The sequence below is a fragment of the Bacillus sp. PK6-16 genome, assembly GCF_056530295.1.
On the sequence record NZ_CP096511.1, the window covers coordinates 3378062 to 3402281 of the forward strand.

Annotated in this window: 22 protein-coding genes and 1 pseudogene; 3 read left to right on the forward strand and 20 right to left on the reverse strand. The window is 33.6% G+C overall.

All coding sequences use genetic code 11. The annotated features are described in order from the left end of the window. Positions 1–55: 55 nt before the first annotated feature. The gene (locus tag M1D66_RS17265; protein WP_001034844.1) at positions 56–808 is read right to left on the reverse strand and encodes a YwqG family protein; all 753 of its coding nucleotides are present in this window, start codon (positions 806–808) and stop codon (positions 56–58) included. 218 nt (positions 809–1026) lie between these two features. Between M1D66_RS17265 and M1D66_RS17270 the strand changes: the two genes are divergently transcribed. Together M1D66_RS17270 and M1D66_RS17275 are read left to right on the forward strand one after the other, a co-directional pair. Further along, complete coding sequence (locus M1D66_RS17270) at positions 1027–1167, forward strand: YjcZ family sporulation protein (protein WP_000540419.1); 141 nt, start codon at positions 1027–1029, stop codon at positions 1165–1167. Between the two features lie 87 nt (positions 1168–1254). Then, entirely contained in the window at positions 1255–2220 is a 966-nt protein-coding gene (locus M1D66_RS17275; protein ID WP_000686802.1) for a patatin-like phospholipase family protein, read from the forward strand. 112 nt (positions 2221–2332) lie between these two features. Here M1D66_RS17275 and M1D66_RS17280 read toward each other — a convergent pair whose 3' ends face one another. Beyond that, positions 2333–2500 carry a DUF3933 family protein gene (locus M1D66_RS17280; RefSeq protein WP_000816389.1) on the reverse strand — a complete coding sequence of 56 codons (168 nt, stop codon included), beginning with the start codon at positions 2498–2500 and terminating at the stop codon, positions 2333–2335. Positions 2501–2512: 12 nt separating this feature from the next. Next, positions 2513–3955 carry an aminotransferase-like domain-containing protein gene (locus M1D66_RS17285; protein WP_144596457.1) on the reverse strand — a complete coding sequence of 481 codons (1443 nt, stop codon included), beginning with the start codon at positions 3953–3955 and terminating at the stop codon, positions 2513–2515. Positions 3956–4073: 118 nt separating this feature from the next. On the opposite strand from M1D66_RS17285, the pseudogene M1D66_RS17290 reads away from it, so the two are divergent. Then, positions 4074–4689 (forward strand): annotated as a pseudogene (locus M1D66_RS17290) (LysE/ArgO family amino acid transporter). Between the two features lie 53 nt (positions 4690–4742). Here M1D66_RS17290 and bcbE read toward each other — a convergent pair. The 17 genes from bcbE to M1D66_RS17375 form a co-directional block, all read right to left on the reverse strand. Then, a complete protein-coding gene (bcbE, locus tag M1D66_RS17295; RefSeq protein ID WP_113303231.1) occupies positions 4743–5972 on the reverse strand; it encodes a bacillibactin exporter BcbE in 1230 nt (409 codons plus the stop codon). A gap of 236 nt (positions 5973–6208) precedes the next feature. Further along, positions 6209–6415, reverse strand: coding sequence for an alpha/beta-type small acid-soluble spore protein (locus M1D66_RS17300; RefSeq protein WP_000113545.1), 207 nt, complete (start codon positions 6413–6415; stop codon positions 6209–6211). A 124-nt stretch (positions 6416–6539) separates the two neighbouring features. After that, on the reverse strand, positions 6540–7382 hold the full coding sequence (locus M1D66_RS17305) for a sugar phosphate isomerase/epimerase family protein (protein ID WP_000877673.1): 843 nt from the start codon (positions 7380–7382) through the stop codon (positions 6540–6542). A gap of 37 nt (positions 7383–7419) precedes the next feature. Further along, positions 7420–8403, reverse strand: a complete 984-nt coding sequence (locus M1D66_RS17310) for a DUF6005 family protein (RefSeq protein ID WP_242554648.1) — start codon at positions 8401–8403, stop codon at positions 7420–7422. Between the two features lie 23 nt (positions 8404–8426). Further along, the gene (gene asbD, locus M1D66_RS17315; protein ID WP_001250560.1) at positions 8427–8702 is read right to left on the reverse strand and encodes a petrobactin biosynthesis protein AsbD; all 276 of its coding nucleotides are present in this window, start codon (positions 8700–8702) and stop codon (positions 8427–8429) included. After that, the gene (locus M1D66_RS17320; protein ID WP_000909583.1) at positions 8699–9937 is read right to left on the reverse strand and encodes an AMP-binding protein; all 1239 of its coding nucleotides are present in this window, start codon (positions 9935–9937) and stop codon (positions 8699–8701) included. The genes asbD and M1D66_RS17320 overlap by 4 nt, the downstream gene beginning before the upstream one ends. After that, a complete protein-coding gene (locus M1D66_RS17325) occupies positions 9924–11762 on the reverse strand; it encodes an IucA/IucC family protein (protein ID WP_242554649.1) in 1839 nt (612 codons plus the stop codon). Before M1D66_RS17325 ends, M1D66_RS17320 begins: the two co-directional genes overlap by 14 nt. Before the next feature lie 60 nt (positions 11763–11822). Then, the gene (locus M1D66_RS17330) at positions 11823–13631 is read right to left on the reverse strand and encodes an IucA/IucC family protein (RefSeq protein ID WP_001163345.1); all 1809 of its coding nucleotides are present in this window, start codon (positions 13629–13631) and stop codon (positions 11823–11825) included. Between the two features lie 297 nt (positions 13632–13928). Next, complete coding sequence (locus M1D66_RS17335; RefSeq protein WP_140335824.1) at positions 13929–14450, reverse strand: GNAT family N-acetyltransferase; 522 nt, start codon at positions 14448–14450, stop codon at positions 13929–13931. A 96-nt stretch (positions 14451–14546) separates the two neighbouring features. Continuing rightward, positions 14547–15227, reverse strand: coding sequence for an MgtC/SapB family protein (locus tag M1D66_RS17340; RefSeq protein ID WP_000119510.1), 681 nt, complete (start codon positions 15225–15227; stop codon positions 14547–14549). 159 nt (positions 15228–15386) lie between these two features. Next, positions 15387–16043 (reverse strand): YkyA family protein, encoded by a 657-nt coding sequence (locus M1D66_RS17345; RefSeq protein ID WP_000873566.1) that lies wholly within the window; start codon positions 16041–16043, stop codon positions 15387–15389. A gap of 14 nt (positions 16044–16057) precedes the next feature. Then, positions 16058–16879 (reverse strand): peptidoglycan-N-acetylglucosamine deacetylase, encoded by an 822-nt coding sequence (locus tag M1D66_RS17350; protein WP_000409484.1) that lies wholly within the window; start codon positions 16877–16879, stop codon positions 16058–16060. A gap of 101 nt (positions 16880–16980) precedes the next feature. Continuing rightward, a complete protein-coding gene (locus M1D66_RS17355) occupies positions 16981–18339 on the reverse strand; it encodes a sensor histidine kinase (protein ID WP_242554650.1) in 1359 nt (452 codons plus the stop codon). Next, complete coding sequence (locus M1D66_RS17360; protein ID WP_000036071.1) at positions 18336–19025, reverse strand: response regulator transcription factor; 690 nt, start codon at positions 19023–19025, stop codon at positions 18336–18338. Before M1D66_RS17360 ends, M1D66_RS17355 begins: the two co-directional genes overlap by 4 nt. Before the next feature lie 12 nt (positions 19026–19037). After that, positions 19038–20285, reverse strand: a complete 1248-nt coding sequence (locus M1D66_RS17365) for a hypothetical protein (RefSeq protein ID WP_144596460.1) — start codon at positions 20283–20285, stop codon at positions 19038–19040. Positions 20286–20449: 164 nt separating this feature from the next. Continuing rightward, the gene (locus M1D66_RS17370) at positions 20450–21451 is read right to left on the reverse strand and encodes an LCP family protein (RefSeq protein WP_242554651.1); all 1002 of its coding nucleotides are present in this window, start codon (positions 21449–21451) and stop codon (positions 20450–20452) included. Positions 21452–21771: 320 nt separating this feature from the next. Continuing rightward, positions 21772–24075 carry a glycoside hydrolase gene (locus M1D66_RS17375; RefSeq protein ID WP_144596461.1) on the reverse strand — a complete coding sequence of 768 codons (2304 nt, stop codon included), beginning with the start codon at positions 24073–24075 and terminating at the stop codon, positions 21772–21774. Between the last annotated feature and the right edge of the window lie 145 nt (positions 24076–24220).

The window sequence follows — 24220 nt, forward strand, 5'->3', positions numbered from 1 at the left end:
TATTAACTAATTCACATAAAAAGGTTGTTCTTTTTAAAAGAACAACCTTTTTTCATTAGCATGTTTGTAATACACAGCATGTATTTTCAAAACGTTGATTTTTCAAATCTTCATTACTAATACAGAAATATAGCATCCCTAGTTCTCCCCAAACCATATTACAATTTTTATGATCTGAATCAATTTGGAATAAAAGAGTCATTTGCTGCGGGTCTACTCCCATATATTCTCCTGTCTCATATAACACTTCTTCTTGTACAGAGAATGGCTCACCAAACATTTGATGGTTATCGTAGTTATCTGGAATTAGCTCTTCAAGTAATTGCAAGAAACGATCTGAATCAGCCTCATCTTCAATGAAAAGTTCTGGTAATTTGTATGTCAGTTCAAAAGTAATTGCACACTGGTTATATTTCGCTTGTATTTCATTTTCTCTTCGTAATTGCTCTACAGGAACATCATAATAAAGTACACGCCCAGCTTCTGTTAGATTCACATTTTCTTCAAAATAATTTTCAATGCAAAAGAAATACAGCATCCCCGTCTTAGGAAGATTGTGATCCATACCAACGTTTTGTAAATCACTTAAGTTAAATTGCGCGATAAATTGTAGTGGATTTCCTTTATGCTTTGGATATTCAAATAAAGCTGGTAGATCAGGAACTCCTCCCATTTTCGAACTACCTATCGCAACAGTTCCCTGCTGCTTTGGCACAACTTTTATACAAGGAAATACAGTATTAATAAGTTCTTCTTTCAAGTGTGTTAGTTCATATTTATCAATTAATACTTCAATTTTTTTATTCATAAATTCTCCTTACATTTACATACTTATTTATATCATAGTACAAAGATTATACTTCATTCTTTACAAAATCAACAAGCCTCCCAAAAACGGGCTTATCCTTCGTACGCGAACAAGTTTAAAAAAGCATACTATACATTGTTCCTACAAACACGATAATTCTTTAGTTCTTCCAGTACATTTTCCCCTCGTTCATTTTTAAATATAAGGAGGAATTCCACATGGGTTACGGATATAGTTGCTGTGGTTACGGATACGGTGGCGGCGGTTGTGGTTACGGAGGTTTCGCTTTATTAATCGTTTTATTTATCCTTCTAATCATCATCGGAGCTAGCTGTTGGGGCGGCTTTGTAGGCTGCTAGTAAACTAAAAAACTATTGTAAAAAAGCACGTACAATACGTGCTTTTTTGCCATTTCTAAATCTTTCATCCGAAAGGAAGTATGTTTAATGAAGATTGATGGTGTTTTTGAAGGAGGCGGTGTGCGCGGTATTGCGCATGTCGGGGCAATTTGCGCGTTAGCCGAAAAAGGTTATGAATGGGAACGTGTAGCTGGTACATCGGCTGGTTCGATTATTGCAGCGCTCCTAGCGGCAGGATATTCTTGTTCAGAGTTAAAAACGATTATAACTGATATTGATTATAATAAATTTACGAAAAGAACTTTTATTGATAAAATTCCTTTTATCGGCAAGGGACTCAGTGCATGGACTACTCTAGGTATATACTCTAATGTATTTATAGAAGAATGGATTGAAGAATTACTTCGAAAAAAAGGTGTTCATTTATTTACTGATTTACCAGATCTAAACAAACTCAAAATCATCGCCTCTGATATTAGTAATGGTAAAATGGTTGTCTTTCCTGACGACTTACCAAACTACGGATTTTTAAATTATCGCTTCTCTATCGCTAAAGCGGTAAGAATGAGTAGTACAATCCCCTTCTTCTTTGAACCGGTAAAATGGAGAACTCCAAAATGGAAGCAGCCTTGTTATATGGTTGATGGAGGAATTCTAAGTAATTATCCAATTTGGATCTTCGATTCACCTACCGCTCCTCGCTGGCCAACTTTCGGATTTCATTTTGTAAAAGATGAGATTCAAGCTGATCCTGCTCACTATAACGAGCCTATTTCCATGTTCAAAGGACTATTTAAAACAATGATGCAAGCTCATGATTTACGTCATTTAGATAAGGAATCAAAAGCAAGAACGATTACAATTCCAACAGGAACGATTACAAGTACTAATTTTGAACTGACAAAGGAAGAAAAAGAATGGCTTTACAATTCTGGTTATAACTCTGCTAATAAATTTTTACAAGCTTGGAACTTTAGGCAATATATTGATGAATATAGAAAAGGAAATCAAGACCGAAAGACAAATCGATTTTTTCGTCAACTTGACTCATAATATTATTACTTTGCGTATAAATACGAGAACGTTTAACAACTTAATAATAAATAAGTCTAGTAATTTCTTATATTACTAGACTTATTTATTATTATATAATCTCGTACATTGTTTAAGGATACGTTAACCCTTCGGCTTCCTCTGCAGTAATAACTATGTAACGATTTCCCGTTCTTAATCCTAACAGTTCTGCTTTTTCAATCGCTTCTTGCTTCGTCTCCGCATAAGCAGCTAAATATTTTTCTCCATTGATCATTTGGCAAATTACATATTGTTTCATTACTTTCTCCTCTTACTTTTTCATTAGTTGTGCAAGTTTTTTTATACCTATTTCAATTTCTTCTAACGTTGCGTATGAATACGATAGGCGCAAAAATTGATTTGCACTTCTATCATATAAAGTACCTGGGTTTAATAAAACCTTTTCTTGCAGAGCTTTATCAAATAAACTGCGATATGAAATGGGTACTTTTATATGTATCCATATATAAAATCCCCCTGTTGGTTCATGCCAAGTTGCTATTTCACGAAGATATTTATCTAACATTAGTAACATAAAATCTCTTCGTTTTTTCAATTCACTTCTTACAAAGCGCAAATGCTCATCATATAGACCATTTGTAAACCACTCTGCTGCAATTTGCTGGGATATAGTGCTTGAACCATAATCTGTTTGCATTTTTATGTCTGACAATCTTTGAATTACTGGCTCAGGTCCAACAATCCATCCAATTCTTAACCCTGGACTAATTACTTTGGACATGCTTCCAATATGTAGTACGATTCCATTTTTATCATAGGCTTTTAAAGGTTTCGAACAAGGTGCATCAAACCATAAGTCTTGATACACTGCGTCCTCTATAATAGGTAATCCAATTTCATTACATATTTCCATCACTTCTATTCGTTTCTTCGCATTCATACTAAAGTTCGTTGGATTATGAAAAGACGGGATTGTATATAAAATAGATGCATTAAATTGCTTCTTATATTTTGTAATATATGATGTATTTAAACCGTTCTCATCCATTGGTATTCCAATGAAACGCATTCCTGCGGATTGAAAAACATTAAGCGAGTATAAATAGGATGGTTTTTCTAATAAGATGGATGCCCCTTTTGGAAGAAGCCCCATAGAGATAAGTTGCAGCGCTTGAATTGCTCCTGAAACAATTAATATAGAGTCAGGAGATACACATATACCATGCCCCTTTAAGTATTCGGAAATCTTTTCCCTTAAATAAAAATTTCCTTTCGGCTCTTCATATCCAAGCTTCACATTTGACTTTAAAAGCTTATTCATAATTTCTTTCATCTTTTTCTCAGGTAAGAGACTCGGCGCGAGCTCACCTGTTCCTAATCGAATTACATGTGGATAAAATTCAGCTTGATTAATCTCCTGAATAGCTGGGAGATTCGGATAATGAAGTCCTGTTTCTACATAAGACTGCCAATTAGGCGGGGGTGCGTAAGTTGAAGCATTCTCATTATTATTTACAACAATTGTTCCTTTCCTGCCATTCCCTTCTATGTATCCCTTTGCAACTAGTTCACCGAAAGCCATTACAATTGTGCTTCGATTCACACCAAATGTATGTGCCAAATCTCTTTGTGAAGGTAATTTCGTTCCAACGGTCCATTCTCCATTAACGATCCTTTCTTTTATATACGTTTCTATTTGTTTATACAGAGGAGTCGCTAGAGACATATTCGGTTTCCAAACGAATCTTTCCATTATATCACCTTATATTCTTTTTGGTTGGTAACCTCCCCAACCATATGGATGGATACAAATTTTCATTTCTTCTATACAATATACACTATCATAATGAATTAAAATAGGAGGTAATATGATGAGTGAAGCAATTAATTCATGGTATCATTCTTGCATTTGGACTTATCATTCCATTAGGTGTACAAAATGTTTTTGTCTTTAACCAAGGTGCGAGCCAACCAAACATTTGGAGGGCAGCCCCTGTAGTATTAACTGCCTCTATATGTGATACGTTACTCATATTGATTGCAGTGCAAGGTGTCTCCCTTGTACTCCTTACTTTTTCTTGGCTAACTAACTCGTTATATATAATTGGATTTTTCTTTCTCCTATACATGGGCTTTGTTATTTGGAGAAGTAACCCTTCCAACGATGTAAAACAAGAAAAAAGTATGCCCTTAAAAAAGCAAATCCTTTTCGCAGCATCCGTTTCGTTATTAAATCCACATGCTATTTTAGACACAATCGGTGTAATTGGAACAAATTCTATTCAATACATAGGAAGTGAAAAATGGGCTTTCACACTTGCAACTATTATCGTTTCTTGGATTTGGTTTATAAGCTTAGCATTAGCGGGGAAATTTCTAAAAAGACTAGACTCAACCGGAAAGACAATTTTATTATTAAATAAATTTTCTGGTCTCATCATATGGGGTGTCGCGCTTTATATGTTAAAACAAGTTATTTATTCTTAATGAACGAAAGAGAATTGCATGTTACTCAAAACATCATGCAATTCTCTTACAAATTATGAAGTAGGCTCTGGTTTCTGTTTTACCGTCTTTGCATCCTTTGCTGGTTTAATCCAAATGATTGCTATGACAGCACCAATGGCAGCGAAAATACTTGTCAAATAAAACACTTCATGGTCCGCCCCTTTCATGAAAAAAGAATATAAAGGTGGTCCAGCTGCTACACCGATAAATCGCATTGAACTGTAAAATGACGTAACCGTTCCCCTTTGCTCCTTTTCAATTCCTTGTGTAATGAGGGCATCTAAACATGGGAGTGCCATACCAATCCCTATCCCCATAATAACGAGACAAAGAAGTAGTAAATAAATCCCTTTTATAAATAAAGGAATGATGACTGATGCAGCTGCCATTAAAAAACCAATATAGATACACTTCTTCATAACATTTTGATTATCTCCAATTTTTTTACCGGCCATATATGAACTAAGTGACAGTACAAGTAACGGGATAGCAAGCACACACCCTTTCCATATACCATGAATGTCATACTTTGATTCCAGTATAGTCGACAAATAAAAGAGAATTCCGAATAAAATAAGCATAATAATTGCACCTAATGCAAAAATGGCAATTAACCATCTTCCTTTTTCTCGAAACGTAGACAGAATAGATTTTATAAACTCTTTAAGTGGTGGTACTTCTCCTTCTTGTTTCTTTGCCTTTACTAGAACAAGTAATAAAACAATTGATACTACGCATAAAATTGGAATCGCCCAAAATGGTAAGAACCATACAACGGCAGCAAGAGCAGACCCTAAAATAGGGCTCAGCACTTTCCCAAATGTATTGGATGTTTCTATGATTCCTAAACCTGTACTAACTTGTTTTTCGTCTTTGTATAAATCACCAACACACGGTATAACAACTGGCATTGCACCAGCAGCACCAATACCTTGAATCGCTCTACCAATCAATATCCAATTGTAGGGATTATCAACTTTCCAAGATACCCAACCAGTTATCGCTCCTCCTATAGCCGCAATCAGCAAACTCGGAACCATTACCATCTTTCGTCCCCATCTATCTGATAAATAACCAGCAATCGGTATAAGTAGAATGGCTACGATAGAGTAAATTGTAATAATCATGGATACTTGAAACGATGAAATATGTAATTTCTTTTCAATAGTCGGCAGAATTGGGATGAGCATTGAATTCCCTAATGTCATAACAAGTGGAACTGATGCAAGCGCAATTAAACAACAGTTTTCTTTTTTTAACATGTTGGCTTCGAAACCTTTCATCATATATTTCTTACCATATAATAGCCCCGCTGGAACGTAACTTTTCATTCCACCAGGGCTATTACATCTTTACTACTTCCCATTCACAACAAAAGAAATTGGGGAAATTATAGTATTATTCCTATTCTTTGAATCCAGTTCACAATATATCCATACCAATTAATTGAAAAAAAAAGAAAGGAAGAATCCTTCCTTTCTCCTATAACCTTCTACAATTAGCGAGTATATCCGCCACCAAGTTGTTGTTCTGCCATCGCTACAAGGCGTTTTGTAATTTCACCGCCTACAGAACCGTTTGCACGTGAAGAAGTATCAGCGCCAAGTTGTACACCAAACTCTTGTGCAATTTCATATTTCATTTGATCTAAAGCTGCTTGTGCTCCATGTGATGCTAATTGATTAGAATTACGATTTCTAGCCATTACCAATCACCTCCTTATTTATATATAAATTGTGTTAAATTCAAATTAAAATACATGGAAATTTTTGGTTATTTTTTACCATAAAAAAAGAGCCTCTAAAACGAGACTCTCACATCATTTCACATTACGAACTTACTACTTCTAATTTTCTATTTATTAATACTTTCATTTCTTCTTTTAATATCTCTTTTGAATTATGTCCAAACCATTCTAAGGAAGCAAAAAGATCCGTACCTCTCACTTCCTGAATAATCTCATCATAATTTACAATACCTTCAAATAACGGAACCATACCAATACGACTTCCTGCTGCAGCATATACATTGTTAGGTTCAAACACATGCAAATAATCCGCTGAAGATATATTCTTAAAATGGTAATGTAGTGTCCACGGCTTTAATCGATGGAAACTGTCTATTGGATTTGCGCCAGACTCCCATATATGAAGAAAATCAAGATTTATTTTTAAATTCGGATGATTTACTTCTTCTAATAGTTCTATAGTAGAAGGCAATGTGTCCGTTAGTGTATTGGGATGTGTTTCTAACAGCACATACATATTGTGCTGAGCAAATACATCACAAATCTTACGTATTCGCTTTACATACTCTTTTCTCTCTTGTTCCGAGAAGTCCTTGCTCCCTTTTTGCCCAGCAAACGTGCGAATTTTATTCGTATTAAACCAATTAGCTAGTACTACAAGTTGTTCACTTTTCTCTATCGTTTTTTCAAAATCTGCTGATAATGATATATCTAAGTAATCACTTATCATCGTAATTTCTAAGTTTTTATCCTTTAGAAAAGTCAATTCTCGTTCTGTCGTTTCGCGTTCTTGTATATACAAATTTTGTGCATGCGTCCCCCATAATTCAATTCCTTCAAAACCGTTTTCATATGCAAATTGAACAATATCAGTAAATGAAATTAATTGATGACGAAATGAAATGGTACATAGCGAATATTTCATAGCATTAAACTCCCCTATCTTAAATTCAGTTAGCTTATTAAAGAGTTGCGACAGATTGATTTGTTTTCATACCTTTCCATGATAGAAACTGTCTCTCTAATTCCTTCTTAATCTGCAGTTCAATTGCATTCATTTCATCCAGTTTTTCAATAATCGATACTAGCATACCTTTATTATTCGTCATTGCCATTTTAATTGCACGATACTGTACATTTGTAAATCCTTGTACAATAACCTCTACCCGATCACACCAATAATCAAATTCTTGCTCCGAATATTGCAACGTTTCACGGAAGTATGCAAAGGCATGCTCATAACTATATTTACGAATTGCAAGTACTGGTATTTGTTTTACTGCTGCTACAAGTCCAGAAAGCGCATATCCTTCTTCCTCATTTGCCATTTTTACAATTAATTTTTTCAGTTCCATAGTCAGTTCATTGTCGTTCTTTTTGAATGTTTCTGTGAAATAACTAGCTACTATTTCTTGCGTTGGCTCCCCAATTCCTTCTATATCAATGAAATACCCTCCACCAAATGGGTTATCTTGAATAGAGTGAAGTACTTTTTCTCTTTCCATATTTCCTTCCCAACGAAAATCTGGATCTAGCATGAACCACTCTTCTTCTTTCTCTGTTTTTGATATCATTAAATAATGTGGAAACGGTTTTTGATGAAATTTATTTTCCCTCTCTGGTAATAGAGACATATCAACCATTACAATGACATAACGATTTTCCGGCTTGTTTTCTACTAATTCTAAAAACGTTTCTACATTGCTATCTTTATCTTTTGCATGATCATACCATTCGTTTACTTTAATACCGTACAATTTTTCAAACCAAAGTAAATAATGATCATGGTTAATGTTTTCAGAGTGATATGAAATAATTCCGCCTTCTGTTATATCAAAATCTCCATCCCATAGTCCAAAATAAAATGGACGAAAATCAATGTCGCTACGCCTTTTTATAATTTCACAAAAACAACTCACTAAACAGTGCACTTTAATTGAAGTCATACTCTCATCCACTTTCCTAAAGGTTAGTTATTCACATTTACTTCCTGTAACGGCTCTAACTCCTCCATAAAATCAAGCAAAGATCCTACAGTAAGAAATGCCTTTGGATCTACCTCATCCTCTGGAACGCATAGCTTTACATCCATTTCTATGTATACAATAAGCTGTAACATCATTACCGAATCTATATATAAATCTTGATTTAAGCGCATCGTTTCTTCTAAATGCGTTACATTTTTCAGTTCCATTTTTTCTATCATAATTTTTAACACGGCATTCTTTAACGCTTCCCGTCTCATGTTGTAACCTCTCCCATCTCTAGTAACTTTCTACTTACTTTTCCAGTTTTATTTTTAGGAATTTCATTTACACTTTCAATTTCATACGGAACTTTATAAGAAGGTAAGTGCTGAATACACCATTCTCTTATTTTCACTGGATCAACATGAGAGATCACTTTCGCTTTAACTATTTCGCCCATCACAGGATGTTTCCCTCGATATACAATTGCCTCTTGCACACCTTCCAATCGAAGCATCGTTTCTTCTACCTCTATAGGAAAGACTTTTAATCCTGAAACATTAATTACATCGTCCATACGCCCCATAAAATGAATGCCACGCTCAGATTTATAACCTAAATCTTTCGTGAAAATTTCCTTATCATTCATTTTCACGACAATTTCTTCCGGTGCATTTTCATCTGAACCTATGCTAATACTTGCATGAGGTAGAGGGTTTCCTAAATCTAAATGGCTTTTCATATCATGACATATACTAATACAACCTGCTTCAGAACAACCGTATTGCTGCATCATATATGTTGTCATTTCTTTTAGTTTATAAAATAGTGCTTCTGGCAAAGGCGATCCTGATGTCATAATTTTATGAAACTGGAACGTTCCTAATGGAAAACTCCCCATAATGTGTAACATAAGTGGTACTGCATATATGATATGTTTTTCTGTATTGCGAACTATATTTAATGCGAATTTAGGATTTTTGTTCGTAATGATTACAGGTTTGCTCCCCCTCGTAATTGCTGATAACGTACCACATATTAGTCCGTATGAATGTGAAACAGGAGCCATAACGATTGGCACTTCATCTACTTCACAGTTTAAAGCTTCATTATAGGCAGTAATTTCTGTATCAACTTCCGTCCATGCTCTACGAATCAGTTTCGGTTCTCCCGTAGTTCCCGAACTATATTGCAATAAAGAAGGCTCTTCTAGTAAAAAGTTCCCTACTTCTAATTTTGTAAAATCGCCATATTCTCCATATAAAACTCCTACACAATTTGCACGCTTTGCCATTTCAATAACCGTTTCTTTTGGCGTATCTTCATGTATAAGTAATACTGATGATTTCTTTTCTTTTAAGAAAAACACAAGCGTAATAATATCGAATGGATCTTTCAGACAAAGTGCAAATCTATTTCCTTCTGCTTCTTGAAATTGTTCCAATTCCTCATAAACTTGTAATCTCAAATTAAAATCACTTTTGCTATACTCTTGTTTATTAACGATTAGCATAATTTCCCCCTGTAACAATTGATTTTTGTTTCATAAGTTTTCTTACTCTATACAATGGATTTGGAACTTCATGAACAAGCGATTCCACATCCATATATAATCGACGTTTCGTTAATTGTTCAGCATAGAATGTAGGTGCATATAATTGAATATTTTCAAATCTACCTTTCAAATGTGGATATATTCTTAAATGATCTTCAATTTCTTCAACAACCATCATCCAAAAATGTTCTTCTTTCAATCCATATTCATCCGCAAGTACGAATGCTAATTCTCCTAAATTAAACAGGAATAGTGCATCTAACACCATCTCTTGCAAACATTCAATGCCATCCATTTCAAAGAAATCATTCATTTTTCCATTCGCATATGTTTTATGCATTTTAGTAAAGTCGGGACATTTGTCAACTTCTTTCAAATATGGACGATAAAACTCAAGCCCTTCATGAAAATCCTTTAACGCAATACGAACAGGCACCCCTTCTTTATGGACTAGAATCATATTTTGTCCATGTGATTCCAGTGCGATGCCATGCTCTACAACAAGATGTATAACTGGTATTATCGCTTTTTGAATAAGTAATTGTAGCCAATCCTTCATTCCATATTTATTCAACCACGCATCAATAATTGGTGTACCATCTTTCTCTTTAGCGTATAAACCATTAAAAGGAATTGCATCCTCTTGTGCATCTAAATACTTATGAACGCTTTCGCGCCAAATACATCCTAATGAACCATATATAGCTTTCTTATTCGTGTCATACGTTACACTTGAAAACTCACTTAACAAGATTAAACGTGCTTCATCCATTAAATAGGCGTCATTACTTACAACATCATTTAACCAATTTGATATTACTGGTGCACTCACAACAGAGTATGGTTTCAGCGTACGAAGTGTTGAAGTGTTGAGTAAATTCATCGATAATTTAACGTACGGTTTCTTTGGACTCGTAATATTTCTTAACGTTCTCATTGACTGTTGCGCGCAATAATCGTCCTCTGATGTTCCTAAATAAATAATAAATTTACCCTGTATATGATCCGCATAATTTGAAATGATGAAATTCTCCCACTGCCATGGGTGAACAGGTATAAACACGTACTGTTTTGGATTACATCCCTTATTACGAATTCGTTCCATAAACTCTTCTAATTTACGATCGCCAATCTCCTCTTTTAAAAGGTTGTTATACATCACTTCATTCTCATAACCTACAGTCGCATAATTCTTATGTGCTGCAATCCATATGAGTTTTATTGGCTGCATAAATTCATAACCATATTGAAAATTGTCACGATATTGAAATCCAACACGTGCTTTATAACTAGGATGGTATGGATGGCCATCTATTAATTGGCTTTCAAACTCATCGTAAGATTTTTGAGTATGTTCTCTCTTATTATTTCTTTCATATTGTGCAATCGTGTCTTTAAATATTGTTTGTTCTAATTCGTGCATAAAAGAATCTAATTTAGCTTGTTCTACACTAGTAACCCGAAAAACTTCTTCTAGAAATTGCGAGACAGACTGTATTTCTTGCTGTTCATCTTGAACTCTTACTATTAATGAGTCTAACGAAATACGTCCAAATGTCATCCGTTCCCTGCCATAGCATTTGTACGTGACACTTTTGTCTTCTTCATCAAGTCCTTGTATTAGAAAAAGAAGTTGTTTTTCTTTTTCTATGCGAACCGGTGTAATAATCCCCTCATAAATTAACGATTCTACTAATTGACGTAGCACTCTTCTTCGTACTGAAATGTAATCTTCTGATTCGAGCGCCTTCAATACTTTCGTATGATACATGTCCACTCTCATAAAACCCTCCACCTTATGACAAAATACCATTATTTGTATTACGTGAAATTTTAACGTTATTTATGAACGAACAGCCACTTCTCTAACGAGTGGATTATGTACTTGCACATAAATAGCTTGCTCCAATGGATTACTTAACTCATCGACATCGAAAAATCTCGTTAGTAAATTTGCTTTACACGCTAACTTATCTTCGTCCAATAATTCTCTTAAAAATGTAGAAGGTTCCCGGTTATATGGAAGAAATGATTCAAGTACAGACCTTAATTCCGAGAGAAGAATTTCCTCCTTAATTAATCCTGCTGTGCCAAAACCATTAATGAGGCCAAACATATGATTGAAAATTAAGTAGTAACGAAATCTCTCATCCACAATATAGTCGTCATATAAATTTCCAGTACGTTCTCCAATACCAGCTAATTCATTATTAAGCATCTCTTTCATTGAGTTACAGAAATAAAATCCTTGATTATCACGGAAATAATATTTGATCGGATAACCATCTTTTAGCTGAACAACGCTATTTTGCTGATGAGCTTCTAATGCAACACCATACTGTAAATACATCCATACCATTGGCTTTAAAGAAATATTCATATATCGTCTAAACCACTCTAAGCTTACTTCTTCACAGCTTTTACTTTCTAAATCTGCTAGGCGATGAATAATATTCGATAACCGCGTACGCTCCCCAGGTATAGCGTCTTGAACTAACCCAGCAATTAATGTTGCGTCGTTTGCATGTTCACTATAAAAAGGATTCTCACGAATAATCACTTCAAATCCAGATTCTTGTGTTCCATAATTTAATGTAATAAAGGCTGGGTCACAAATAAAATCAAATCCTGGAAATCTTTCTCGTACTTCACCAATAGCCGTATTTAACATTTCCTTCCCTTCAAGACCACTCTCAAGTTCTTTCAGTTTATTAATACGCATTGAATTCGTTACTTTCACCGGAAATGAAAACTTAAGCATATACTTCGAATTGGGATGATATAGCGTCCTTAGTGATGATGTTGCCATATAATACTTACCTACAGGACCAATATACTCAAGCAATTCTTGAACTATCCAATCTTGTACGTAAGCTTGATGCAAGAGCCATTCTGCCTGAAGCGGATGAATTGGAATTAATGCATATTGATCTTCCTTACAGTACTTCGCTATAAATTCCTTACTAACCATCTCATCATTACTTAATTCTTCTTTTATAATCATTGTTGTAGAATCTGATAATAATGATTTTTCATTTACTATACTTTTATGTGCCCGAAAATAATGAAGCTGACATTCTCCTTTTAATTCTGGAGAATACATTGCACTTTTCCAATCCAATATCCCCTGTCTACTCTTTGGTGTAGGATGAGTTAAATGCCCAAATAATAAAGACTGCTCCGCTTCTATAAAAGTTGTATGAAAACCGTATAATGCGGATGTATCTTCTATTCTCTCTTTTGTAAATTCCTCAATATTTTGACAACTACGAATGACTCGAAGCATAAGTTCCGCAGGATTCGTTCCTTCTCCGTAGTTGATAGACATCTCTTTTATTAAAAATGTAATAACTGTAACATAATCTGCTGTAATAACAGAATGACTATCTCCAATTTGATAATAAAATTGTTCTCCAAACAAATGGCGATCTGTTGATGATTTATATATAACTTCTCCATACAAAGTAACGTTCTGTGCCGATAGCCGACAACATAAATATGTGGGGACTGTATCTCTATTCAACGTATTACTGAAGATACTTTTCATTCTTTCATCCTCTGTAATCCATTCTCCACTCCCTGTTTCTCTTAAATAACAGTTTAAAAAGCTTTGTAATGTTGCATGTTCTGCGATTTGTTTCGCATGCTGCATGTTGGTCCTCCTCTTTATATTAAAGCTATCGAAATTTTATATAATAAACGATAATTGAATATCGTTATCAATTCTGATTCTAATTGATAATGATATTCAATTCAAGAGTATATTTCAGAATTTTTTTATCTGATTTAATTTTCCTTGTTTTCTCCCTTTTCTTTAATCTAGTTAAAAATACACAAAAAAATAATCAGCTTCAAACTACATACTTACTATTTTTCATTAGTAATCTATCCAAAATGGTTAAACAAAAGAGGTATACCTTAATTGGTATACCTCTTTCAAACATAAAGTTTACATAATAATATTATTTATATCTCTCCAGCAATATGCTGTCTCTTCTACCTGTAATCGCTCTAAAAATTTTGTATCAATTTTTTCTGGGTTAAATTTTTCATAAAACTTTTTAGAAGGATTATTCGTAACAACCCAAACTAAAAGTGATTGCATATCATTCTTTACACATTCTGATAGTAACGCTTGAAATAACTTTTGTCCTATTTTCATTCCTTGATACTCTTGTAAAAGGTAGATTGCATATAATTCTCCATCACAATTATATGTATCAGTTCTTTCTATCCCCCCATCGATGAATCCAACTATTTCTCCATTTAAATTCTCTGCTACAAATCTAAATTGATGATTACCTTCTTTTTGAAAAATATCTTCCCATTGTTTTTCTCGTTTCTCATATGCTATGTTATCTAGAATTTCGTCAGCAAATATCCCTTTATACGCTGTCTTCCAACTATCGACATGCACCTTTGCTATACCTTGTATATCATCCTTTATTGCTCTTCTAATATGTATTCCCATCATTTCTCCCCCTTTATTACTCATCATTATATCAATTTCATTCCTTAAAAATCCAAATAAAAAAGAGTGAATTCACTTCACTCTTTTTTATCACAATTATCTACTTTCCACTTCAACTGAAACTACTCGATCAATCTCTTTCAGGGAACTATATAATTCTGTTGTATATAAATCTTCTGGAGCTAAAATAACCATCTCTAGTTGCTGAAATGCTCCACTATCTATATCTTTAATTTTCACGCGTTTCACATGCATGCCTAAATTTTTAATTTGCTTAAATATACCATCTAACTCATGATGCTCTTTAACAGTAATTTTTATAGATAAATCCTTTTGTCTTAATGAATACGGTCCTGCAATTTTCACAAGTTGCGGAAGTACATTAATCGCTAAAATAATTAAAACCATAGCAACTGTCGCTTGTAAATAAAATCCCGCACCAATTGCGATTCCTAAAGCTGAAGCAGCCCACACCATAGAAGCTGTTGTTAATCCAGAAATAACGTCATTACTTCTTCGTAAAATGACACCTGCGCCAAGAAAACCAATTCCACTAACAATTTGAGCGGCCAGTCGCATCGGATCCATATTTGTATGTCCTGGAACAGAATATACATGCACAGATTCAATTGAAACCATCGTAATTAAACAACTTGCTACAGAAATAACCATACTTGTTTTCACACCAAGTGGTTTATTCTTTAGCTGCCTATCTATCCCGATGAATAATCCTAAAAAGAGTGCTAAACCTAATTTGAGTAAAAATTCATATGACATATTCCCATTCTCCTTACTTTACAATGTTTCCCTTAGAATAACTCACTATAACTCTTTTATGATATCAATTCCAGTCTTTTCTATTCATTTAACGTAAAAAACCGAAAAAACATTTATAACGATGTTTCTCCGGCTTTTTATTACACTTTAGATTCTTCTTTATTTCTGATCTTTAATCTTAATTTCTGCACCTTTGTAGAATGCTAATTTACTGTCATTATACTCTTTTGTAAATTTGTTAAACTGCTCTTTCGACTTTTGTGCTTCCACATTTAATTCATTAACAGTTTTAACTTTTTCACCGATTTCTTTTAATTTCGTTTCTTTTACTTTTAATTTTTCATACAGTTCTTTTTCAGTCGCTAACACTTTCGTGTAATTTTCATTCATCTTTTGGAATGCATCATAACGATTCTTATACGACTCTTCTACTGCTTTTGCTTGTTTTTGTAACTTCTTATCTTCAATCTTCTCTATATTACTTTGAACAGATTTCGTTTCCTTCTGTGCTTTTTCTAGCATTTCTTTCTCACTTTTCAATACTTTTTCACGATCATCTACATTTGCAGTAGCTTGCTCTATTTTCTTCACAACTGCTTCATTATGATCTTTACCTTCTTGCAAAATTTGAGCATATAATTCTTGCCCTTGTTTCTCTAACTGCTCTAATTTTTTTGCTTCATCCACTAAAGATTTTTCTTGTGTTGCTGCTGTTTCAAAAGCTGTATATAGATTTTCTTCTGGCTTTTCACCGAAACAACCTGTTAAAAGTCCTACTGATAATGCTCCAACTACTGCTACTTTTCCATACTTCAACGTTCATTCCTCCATTACATACGGTTATCATGCCAGAAGTTCACTGGGAAGTGACTCTCTTCATGATAAGCTTCAAACTCATAACCTTTTTCTTTTAGCCCCTTTAAAATTGCTGGCACAGCAGCAACTGATTGCGGGTGAATATCATGCATTAAAATTACTTCTTGTGGTTTTGTTGCGTTTGTTAATACGTTTTGAGCAATTTGTGCTGCAGCTGCATCAACTGGCATTTTATTGTATCTCCAATCTAATGAATCAATTGTCCAATCCCATACTTTAAATCCGCCTTCTACCACTTTATTTCGAAGACCTTCATTCAATCCAGGCATCGAACCATATGGAGGACGTGTTAATTTAGGTGATTTCCCAATAATATTAGCGATTAAACCTTGATCTTCTTTCATCTCATTTACATACTCGCCATTTTTATATAACTTTGCGAAATTATGTGTCATACTATGCATGCCTACATAATGACCCTCAGCATTTTCACGTTTCACTAAATCAGGAAATTCTTTTACATTCGCTCCAATTAAAAAGAACGTCGCCTTCGCATCATGTTGTTTTAGCGTATTTAATAATTCAGCCGTATATTTCCCTGGCCCATCGTCAAATGTAAGATAAGCAACTTTTCTTTCTTTTCCATTAAAACGACTTGGTGCCGTTTTATTCATTTCAACTTTCGGCTGTTCACTTGCAAGCTGCACTACATTTTCTTGTTTCGCAACAGCTTTTGCTGGTGAAGTAATTGATTGAAACATGTAATACCCAATAGCTACTGCGGCAATCGCTATTAAAACGACTACTATTTGTTTAATTTTTAAAGCTTTTTCCATTCTATCGAATTCCTCTCCCTATTAATCTTATATATAAATCGCCCAATATAATTATACATCTATTTATTTTTATTTCACCATATAAATAGATTTTATTTGTATTATAATGGGAGTTTTATCAAAATTGTTGTTCCTATTCCTTCTTTGCTTGTAACACTAAGCACACCACCATGAAGCTCTACCATTTTTTTAACGATAGCTAAACCAATACCTGCACCTGCAGCATGATTATTAATTTGGTAAAATGATTGCTCAATATATGGTAAATGTTCTTTAGCAATTCCAATCCCTTCGTCTCTTACCTTAATCACTGCTCGTCCTTCTATTTTAGTCGCTTCAATGTGTATTGTACTTTTTTTATGTGAATACTTAATTGCATTTTGAACAATATTCAAGAAAACTTGCTTTAACCTATTTCGATCTCCCATCAATTCAATTCGGTCTATAGTAGTAATAAATTGAATTTCCTTCTCTTCCGATTTAGGAGTTAATTGCCAAATCGTCTCCTCTAGTATATCGTACAACTGCACCTTTTGTTTATATAAATTAAAATGATTTGATTGTAATCTTGAAAAATCTAGCAATTCTTCTACTAAATGAATCAATCTATCTGTCTCACCTGAAATAATGCCCATACCTTGCTTTATTTCTTCTTCTGTTAAATGATCTACTGTTTTTAACGTCTCACTCCAACCTTTAATTCCTGTTAAAGGCGTTCGTATTTCGTGCGAAATAGAAGCAATGAATTCATTTTTCATCTGCTCAGCCTTATCTATTTTATAGGCCATATAATTTAAACTATGTGCCAATTCACCTAATTCTCCAGGATAATCTTCTTTAATTTTTTGCTTTAATGTGCCTTCTGCAATTTGTGAAGAGGCTTGAATAATGGATTCAATTGGTTCAACAAATGAATTTGCCAAACGTCTACTAATTAAGAAGGCGACTCCCGAAATAACAATACCTACAGAAATAGTAAACGTAATAATTTCAATAATCTTTTTATTTACATTTGTTAAAACAGTCGTATATTTTAAAACACCAATAGTTTGTCCTTGATGTATAAGTGGGCTTAGCACCTCTAGTTGTTTTTTATTACCTTTCGTAGTAACTTGATTATACATTTCACCTTCTAATAATGATTGTGGAATATTTACTTTACCTTTTACCTTTTCACCACTTGAAGATTGTATAACCGAGCCGTGACGATCAATTAACTGTAATTCTGTTCCTTCTAATTGAAAGCTACTAATTATGTCACCACTATATTCTTGTAATCGAATAAAGTATAGTGAATTGTATTCTGAAAAAAAACGTGTACTCGTTTTCGCATGAGACTCTATATATTGCACAATACCATTATAATAGTATCGATAAATTGAGACTGAAAATACAACTTCAAATAATACAAGCATAAGTGTAATGACCGTCATAAAATATAAAGTCACTTTCCGTTTCATCTCATACTTTCCTTCCACACATATCCTTTTCCCCACACCGTAAGAATAAATTCAGGTTCTGATGGATTACATTCTATCTTTTGACGTAACCGTCTCATATTTACATCTACTACTTTCGTCTCACCTACGTAATTGGTTCCCCAAATCATATTTAAAATTTCATCACGCGAAACTGGCTTTGAAGCCTGATTCATTAAATACTGTAATATCATATACTCTGTAGGTGTTAAATCGACTAATTGTCCATCTTTATACAATCTTTCTTCTATAATATTTAACGAAAATGGACCTGACGTAACAATATTCGTTTTTTCTTCATGTACTTCTATTCTTCTTAATAAAGACTGTATACGTGCAGTTAATACTACTGGACTAAACGGTTTTGCAATATAATCATCTGCACCTATTCCTAGTCCTTGCACCTTATCTTCATCTTGTACACGTGCGGTTAACATAATAATACCCATTTTTTTATTTTCTTTCCTGATAGCCTTACAAACTTCTAAACCATCAATCCCCGGTAACATTACATCCAGCAGTGCTATATCAACAGTTTGTTCACTCAAAATCTGTAATGCTTCTTCTCCAGTAGTAGCTTCTATTACATAAAATCCAGCACGTTTTAAATTTAAAACAATAAAGCTACGGATCGTTAATTCATCTTCTAAAACTAAAATTTTTGACATAATTCCCACCTCCTACTCTTGTTGATAATCCGCTAGCGGTTTTATATATGCTTTCACTTTTTCAAATTCCGATTGCTTCGGTACTGCATATACGTGAGAAGCCGTTTTAATTGCTGCGCTGTAGCCTTTTATATTGAACCATTCTTTCCGCTTAAAAATATGAACTTCAAGCCATATTTTATTTGTTCTTGTATCCAAAAACTTTTGAGAATTTGATTCTTTTTGCTGATCTGGTATTGTAATTTTCCCTATTAACTCTTTAGGAATTTTCACATAATACCCTTTTTCTATATCTATATATCGTTCTTCAATTGGTTTAATTCCAGATTCACTCCACTGTATGTAACGTTCAAAAAGCGGACTGTCACCATGTGATTTATCCTCCCAACCTTTTGGACGTACAGTACGAACAAATTCAATAATGCCGTCTTCATTAACATCTTTACTTTCTACAACATATTCATTAAATAAATCTTCTTTCCCACCTATAGGTAATACTTCATAATGATCCTGATCAAATTTTGCTACATAAGTTATACCTGAATGAGCCCCTGTTCCCGCATCGATTACAACTGCCTTTAATGATTTAGAAATACGCCCCATTTGTATTCTTTGAATACTATTTATAAATGGATCGTATGACACTTCAGATAAAGTCTTAAATTGTTCCATGAACTCAACTGTCAGCTTCTCATCTTTTTCAAATGTAACAAGGCTTATATCTTTCAGTCCATTTTCATTTAGATCCTCTATGAATAACTTCGTATAACTTCGATTATATATTTCCTTCATCTCTTCATTTTCTTCCGAAAAAACATACATAACATGTTCTAACGATTCACGATTTACAGAGATTCCGATTAACAACTCTCTCTTCCCGTTCCCTGTAAAATCACCGACTTCAACGATATCTACATCTCCACCATCAAATTTATGTGTGGACTTTATTCTCCAGCCATTTCCGATTTCTTCATATACGGCTAAATATACGCTATGATCTTCATTCGGCAATTTATAAAATAAGATGGCTTCTTTCTTATTATCTTGTTTAAAATTCATTGACCAAATCATCTGTTTATCTTTGTTAGACATTGGAGTAAGTAAGCGATAATTAACAGGTAAATCTTTATCAATTTGTTCCTTTAATTCATTAATCCATTTTTCATTTGTAGGAGCTTCCATTAGACCTGTTGGAGCTTCAGACATTTTACATCCAGTCAATATAAAGATAATTCCCATCATGCTTAACCATTTCTGCATATGATATCTTTCCTTACCACAAATTTTGAATATGTCCTTTTACTTTTTTACCTATCCATTATACTCATACATATGAGTATAATTTTTCTAAACTAAAAAATCGTTACAGAAAAGTTACAAATACATTCCAAAAAAAAAGATTGGCAAAAGCCAATCTTTTTTTATTATTCGTTTCGGACTGATTTTGGCGTTACACCTAAATGATCATTTAATTTTTTTGAAATATCTTTTACATTTTTTTCATTTGGAATGTAATAATAAATACCGCCGATACGTTTATCTGTACCTTCTATTTGCAATTTTTCCATTTCTAAATTAGATCCTGCCATATTTTTTGTAATGGCAAGCATATCGTCAAATGTTAAGTTCGTTTTCATATTTTTATCAACCGCATCTAGTAAAGAGCCCATTTTGCTAATTGATTGAACAGACATCGCTTTTTTGGCAATTGCTTCTATTACAAGTTGCTGTCTCTGTCCACGCATTGCGTCACTATCAATTTTACGCGTTCTTGCAAGTGCAAGTGCTTGTTCTCCATTTAAATGTTGGTAACCTTTTTCTAAATGAATCATACCAGCTTGGTCTTTACTATCTTGTTCAGTGAAAGTAACTGGTACATCAATATCAATACCACCAATTGAATCGACAATTTGTACGAATGATTCAAAGTTAAACTTCACATAATAATCAACAGGGACATTCAAAAATCTTTCCACTGTATCGCGTGTACTTTCTACGCCACCAAATACGTGAGCATGAGTAATTTTATCTAATTTTTTTCTAGTTGGAATGTACACACGTGAATCACGTGGAATACTTACTAGCTTAACAGTCTTATCATCTTTATTAATTGTTGCTAATAAAAGTGCATCTGTTCGAACTGCTTCGCCATATTGGCTTTTTCTCATTTCACTTCCATCTACACCCATGATTAATATTGAAATATTATCCTTTAAAGGTTCGACTTCTTTATCACGCTTTGATGACTTATCAATTTTTGCATACGCATCATTTACAACAGCTTTTGCTTTATTATATATAAACGAACCATATCCTACTCCTCCAAAAATAAGTAGGAAAAATGGAATTAATATGAACCATTTTATTGACTTTCTTTTAGAACGCTTTTTATTACTTCTCGTATTTTGTTCTAATTCAGAGCTCATACCCATTCGCCTCTCTTTCTCTTTACCAAGTATAATGTAAGTCTATTTATCTTCATATTGAATTTCCTTTCACTAACCTTACAATTTTGTAAGGTTACTACTTAAACCCAATACGTATTCCATTTCACATTATACTCTCGTACTTATTTTTGGCAAGTCACTATTTACCAATTTCAAAAATTTAGCACTTCGCAACATGCGGATTTACAAATTTATTAACTCTTTCATTTTAAATTAGAATGTCTTTTTCCTAACAAACGATATGAATAAAGAATCCAGCTAATTATAAAATCGCTATGAATACAGTATATTTAACTTTATTATTTCTCAAACGGCGTATACACACTTTTCTTCCCCTGATTATCAATGTAAGCCGACTTTGCTTTTATTTTCGTTTTTTCTATTTCCATGTCTTCATTTGAGAAGTTTACAATGATTTTAATATCTTTTCCATAAGAAACAGATTGTACTAGCTTATCTTCTGACAAATACGCAAAATTCGTCATCTCTTCTTTTACTGCTTTTTCATGAACTTCATTCCAAACTTTTAGATGCTCTGTAATTTCTTTTTTATGCTTATTCCACTCTACTTCATCTAAATGGTACAACGGAGGAACATTATACAATAATTCAGACAGCATTCGATTTCCAACTTCATCTTTTACCTTTAAACTTCCCCATTCCCAATGATGCGTTGTAATAACGGAATCATTGTATACTAATTTATATAATGGTACCGAATATACTGGGTTTAAATATACTTGTTTATATTCTTCTTTCAATGGTACTTGTTTTGCATATTTTTCAGGCACATTTTGATTTGGTGACCAATATCCACCGACATAATACGGACTTGTTTTATTTTTCCGCATATCTTCATCGTCCCATTTAATAACAGGTGTTTCAATTCCGTGTGCAAATGCAATCGTACTACTAGCAAAATCATTTCCGCCTTCAGAACCAACGACCATACCCTTTTCTTGCGCAATGTAGTCCATTCTTTTTAAACGTGCTTTTAAATCTTGCTCTTGCGTCGTTATATGTTTCGCTGAATAGTCATCGTAAATTTCACCTGTCGCATCACAATCAATAAACCATGAATTATATTTAGGACCATTTTGTAATATATCATTTATGCGTTCCTTTACACTAGGCAGCGATAAAGTCGGGTTTAACTTGCGACCTCTACCTAAAAAGCCTTGCACCTTTTCTCCGTTTTTCTTCGTTACAGTAGCCTCTTCGTATAATGACGGGTCATTAAAGGATGCTGTGTTCCAATTTTTATCACTTTTTTCGTGAATGGAATGATATGAATCATACGGACCAACTAAATACCCCATTTCCTTAGCTTTTGTCACGAAATTAGGTTGCATAAATCCTTGTTCCCAGTTCGGCAGACCAATCCATGCTTTTTCTATTCCTGCCTCTTTCATTTCCTTTAGTATGTCCGTTCCATCTGCATTACCCCATTTACTTACCTCTTCAACCGCATCACCAAGTAGCGACTTTAATAAATGCTTATTTAAGCTATACAATTCTGTATTCGTTAAGTGACCTACACCTTTCTTTAATAGCACACTAGCTTCCTGATTAACGTTTTGAAAAATATCCTCTTTATAAAATTCCTTCATAGATAACACTTCGTTTATATAACGTAAAATAACATTTTTTTGATACTTATCAATAAAATCTTGTTTACTTACTTGATCTAATACATTCAGTTCCCCAGGCTCTGAACTATTCTTTTGAATAAGTTCTTTTATATGACTAAACAGCGGGCTATTTATTTGCTCCCTTAGTTTTGACCAATTTATATTACTTTCTGATAAACCATTTTGATTCCAAAAATAAAAATGCGCCGCTCCATATAACTTTTCGATTTCTTTATTTTTTCTAGCCTTTTCTTGTAATGTTTTAAATTCACCTTTTCGAACAATATCATCCTTATACAGTTTAGTAATGCTTACCGCATCATTATTTGTCACATATAATTGAAATCCATATGTTTTATTTTTATTTATGCTCGGAAATTCATGTGTAAAATCAAATCCTATTTTCGGATCCGAATGAAATTTCAATTCATTATTAAACATATTCTTTGCAATATATACAATTGAATATTTCGAACCATTTAATGCGAAAAACTTCATAGAAAATGATTCAGCAAATGAATATGCATCATCCTTTAAAAACTTCTTCCAATTCTCATCATTGCTCGGAATTTGCTTACCCTCCCATAACGGAAGTGTATAATTTTCAGCTTCTACTTTCGGCCATGTAAAGCTTTCTGCACCAGTCGATTCCACTTCAATGTTTAAGTGGTCTTTTTTCTTTTCTAATTTTATTTTTACTTTTTGATCTGGATATTCCCACGATGTACGATCCTTTTCTTTTTTTACATTCGATACCTTCATTTTCGGTAGGGGTTGTGATGCCTGTTCCTTTACCCCCTCATGTTCTACAGTTAATGTGAATGTTTCTGGATTTACATCATAAGTAAAATCTTTATACGTCGCTTTCTTTATTTTAGACTCTTGTACAGCATTACTACCTTTTACGTCACAACCGACTAAAGTCGAAAACGACATAGTTGTAAGAAGACATATCGCTATCATTTTTTTCATCCTCTGCACCTCCACCAATGAATATACAGGTGCTTTGTTACAGGAATGTGGCAAAAAATAATAGAGCTAGCATTTTGCTAGCTCTATTTGGAGTATTAAAAGTTGATATGAACAACTATAACTTGCTTAGAAGATATGTAATACA

What these genes read in the sequence shown, in the direction of transcription:
- M1D66_RS17265 (WP_001034844.1), bottom strand. Translation starts at nt 808, where the DNA reads ATGAATAAAAAAATTGAAGTATTAATTGATAAATATGAACTAACACAC.
- M1D66_RS17270 (WP_000540419.1), top strand. Translation starts at nt 1,027, where the DNA reads ATGGGTTACGGATATAGTTGCTGTGGTTACGGATACGGTGGCGGCGGT.
- M1D66_RS17275 (WP_000686802.1), top strand. Translation starts at nt 1,255, where the DNA reads ATGAAGATTGATGGTGTTTTTGAAGGAGGCGGTGTGCGCGGTATTGCG.
- M1D66_RS17280 (WP_000816389.1), bottom strand. Translation starts at nt 2,500, where the DNA reads ATGAAACAATATGTAATTTGCCAAATGATCAATGGAGAAAAATATTTA.
- M1D66_RS17285 (WP_144596457.1), bottom strand. Translation starts at nt 3,955, where the DNA reads ATGGAAAGATTCGTTTGGAAACCGAATATGTCTCTAGCGACTCCTCTG.
- bcbE (WP_113303231.1), bottom strand. Translation starts at nt 5,972, where the DNA reads ATGTTAAAAAAAGAAAACTGTTGTTTAATTGCGCTTGCATCAGTTCCA.
- M1D66_RS17300 (WP_000113545.1), bottom strand. Translation starts at nt 6,415, where the DNA reads ATGGCTAGAAATCGTAATTCTAATCAATTAGCATCACATGGAGCACAA.
- M1D66_RS17305 (WP_000877673.1), bottom strand. Translation starts at nt 7,382, where the DNA reads ATGAAATATTCGCTATGTACCATTTCATTTCGTCATCAATTAATTTCA.
- M1D66_RS17310 (WP_242554648.1), bottom strand. Translation starts at nt 8,403, where the DNA reads ATGACTTCAATTAAAGTGCACTGTTTAGTGAGTTGTTTTTGTGAAATT.
- asbD (WP_001250560.1), bottom strand. Translation starts at nt 8,702, where the DNA reads ATGAGACGGGAAGCGTTAAAGAATGCCGTGTTAAAAATTATGATAGAA.
- M1D66_RS17320 (WP_000909583.1), bottom strand. Translation starts at nt 9,937, where the DNA reads ATGCTAATCGTTAATAAACAAGAGTATAGCAAAAGTGATTTTAATTTG.
- M1D66_RS17325 (WP_242554649.1), bottom strand. Translation starts at nt 11,762, where the DNA reads ATGAGAGTGGACATGTATCATACGAAAGTATTGAAGGCGCTCGAATCA.
- M1D66_RS17330 (WP_001163345.1), bottom strand. Translation starts at nt 13,631, where the DNA reads ATGCAGCATGCGAAACAAATCGCAGAACATGCAACATTACAAAGCTTT.
- M1D66_RS17335 (WP_140335824.1), bottom strand. Translation starts at nt 14,450, where the DNA reads ATGGGAATACATATTAGAAGAGCAATAAAGGATGATATACAAGGTATA.
- M1D66_RS17340 (WP_000119510.1), bottom strand. Translation starts at nt 15,227, where the DNA reads ATGTCATATGAATTTTTACTCAAATTAGGTTTAGCACTCTTTTTAGGA.
- M1D66_RS17350 (WP_000409484.1), bottom strand. Translation starts at nt 16,879, where the DNA reads ATGGAAAAAGCTTTAAAAATTAAACAAATAGTAGTCGTTTTAATAGCG.
- M1D66_RS17355 (WP_242554650.1), bottom strand. Translation starts at nt 18,339, where the DNA reads ATGAAACGGAAAGTGACTTTATATTTTATGACGGTCATTACACTTATG.
- M1D66_RS17360 (WP_000036071.1), bottom strand. Translation starts at nt 19,025, where the DNA reads ATGTCAAAAATTTTAGTTTTAGAAGATGAATTAACGATCCGTAGCTTT.
- M1D66_RS17365 (WP_144596460.1), bottom strand. Translation starts at nt 20,285, where the DNA reads ATGCAGAAATGGTTAAGCATGATGGGAATTATCTTTATATTGACTGGA.
- M1D66_RS17370 (WP_242554651.1), bottom strand. Translation starts at nt 21,451, where the DNA reads ATGAGCTCTGAATTAGAACAAAATACGAGAAGTAATAAAAAGCGTTCT.
- M1D66_RS17375 (WP_144596461.1), bottom strand. Translation starts at nt 24,075, where the DNA reads ATGAAAAAAATGATAGCGATATGTCTTCTTACAACTATGTCGTTTTCG.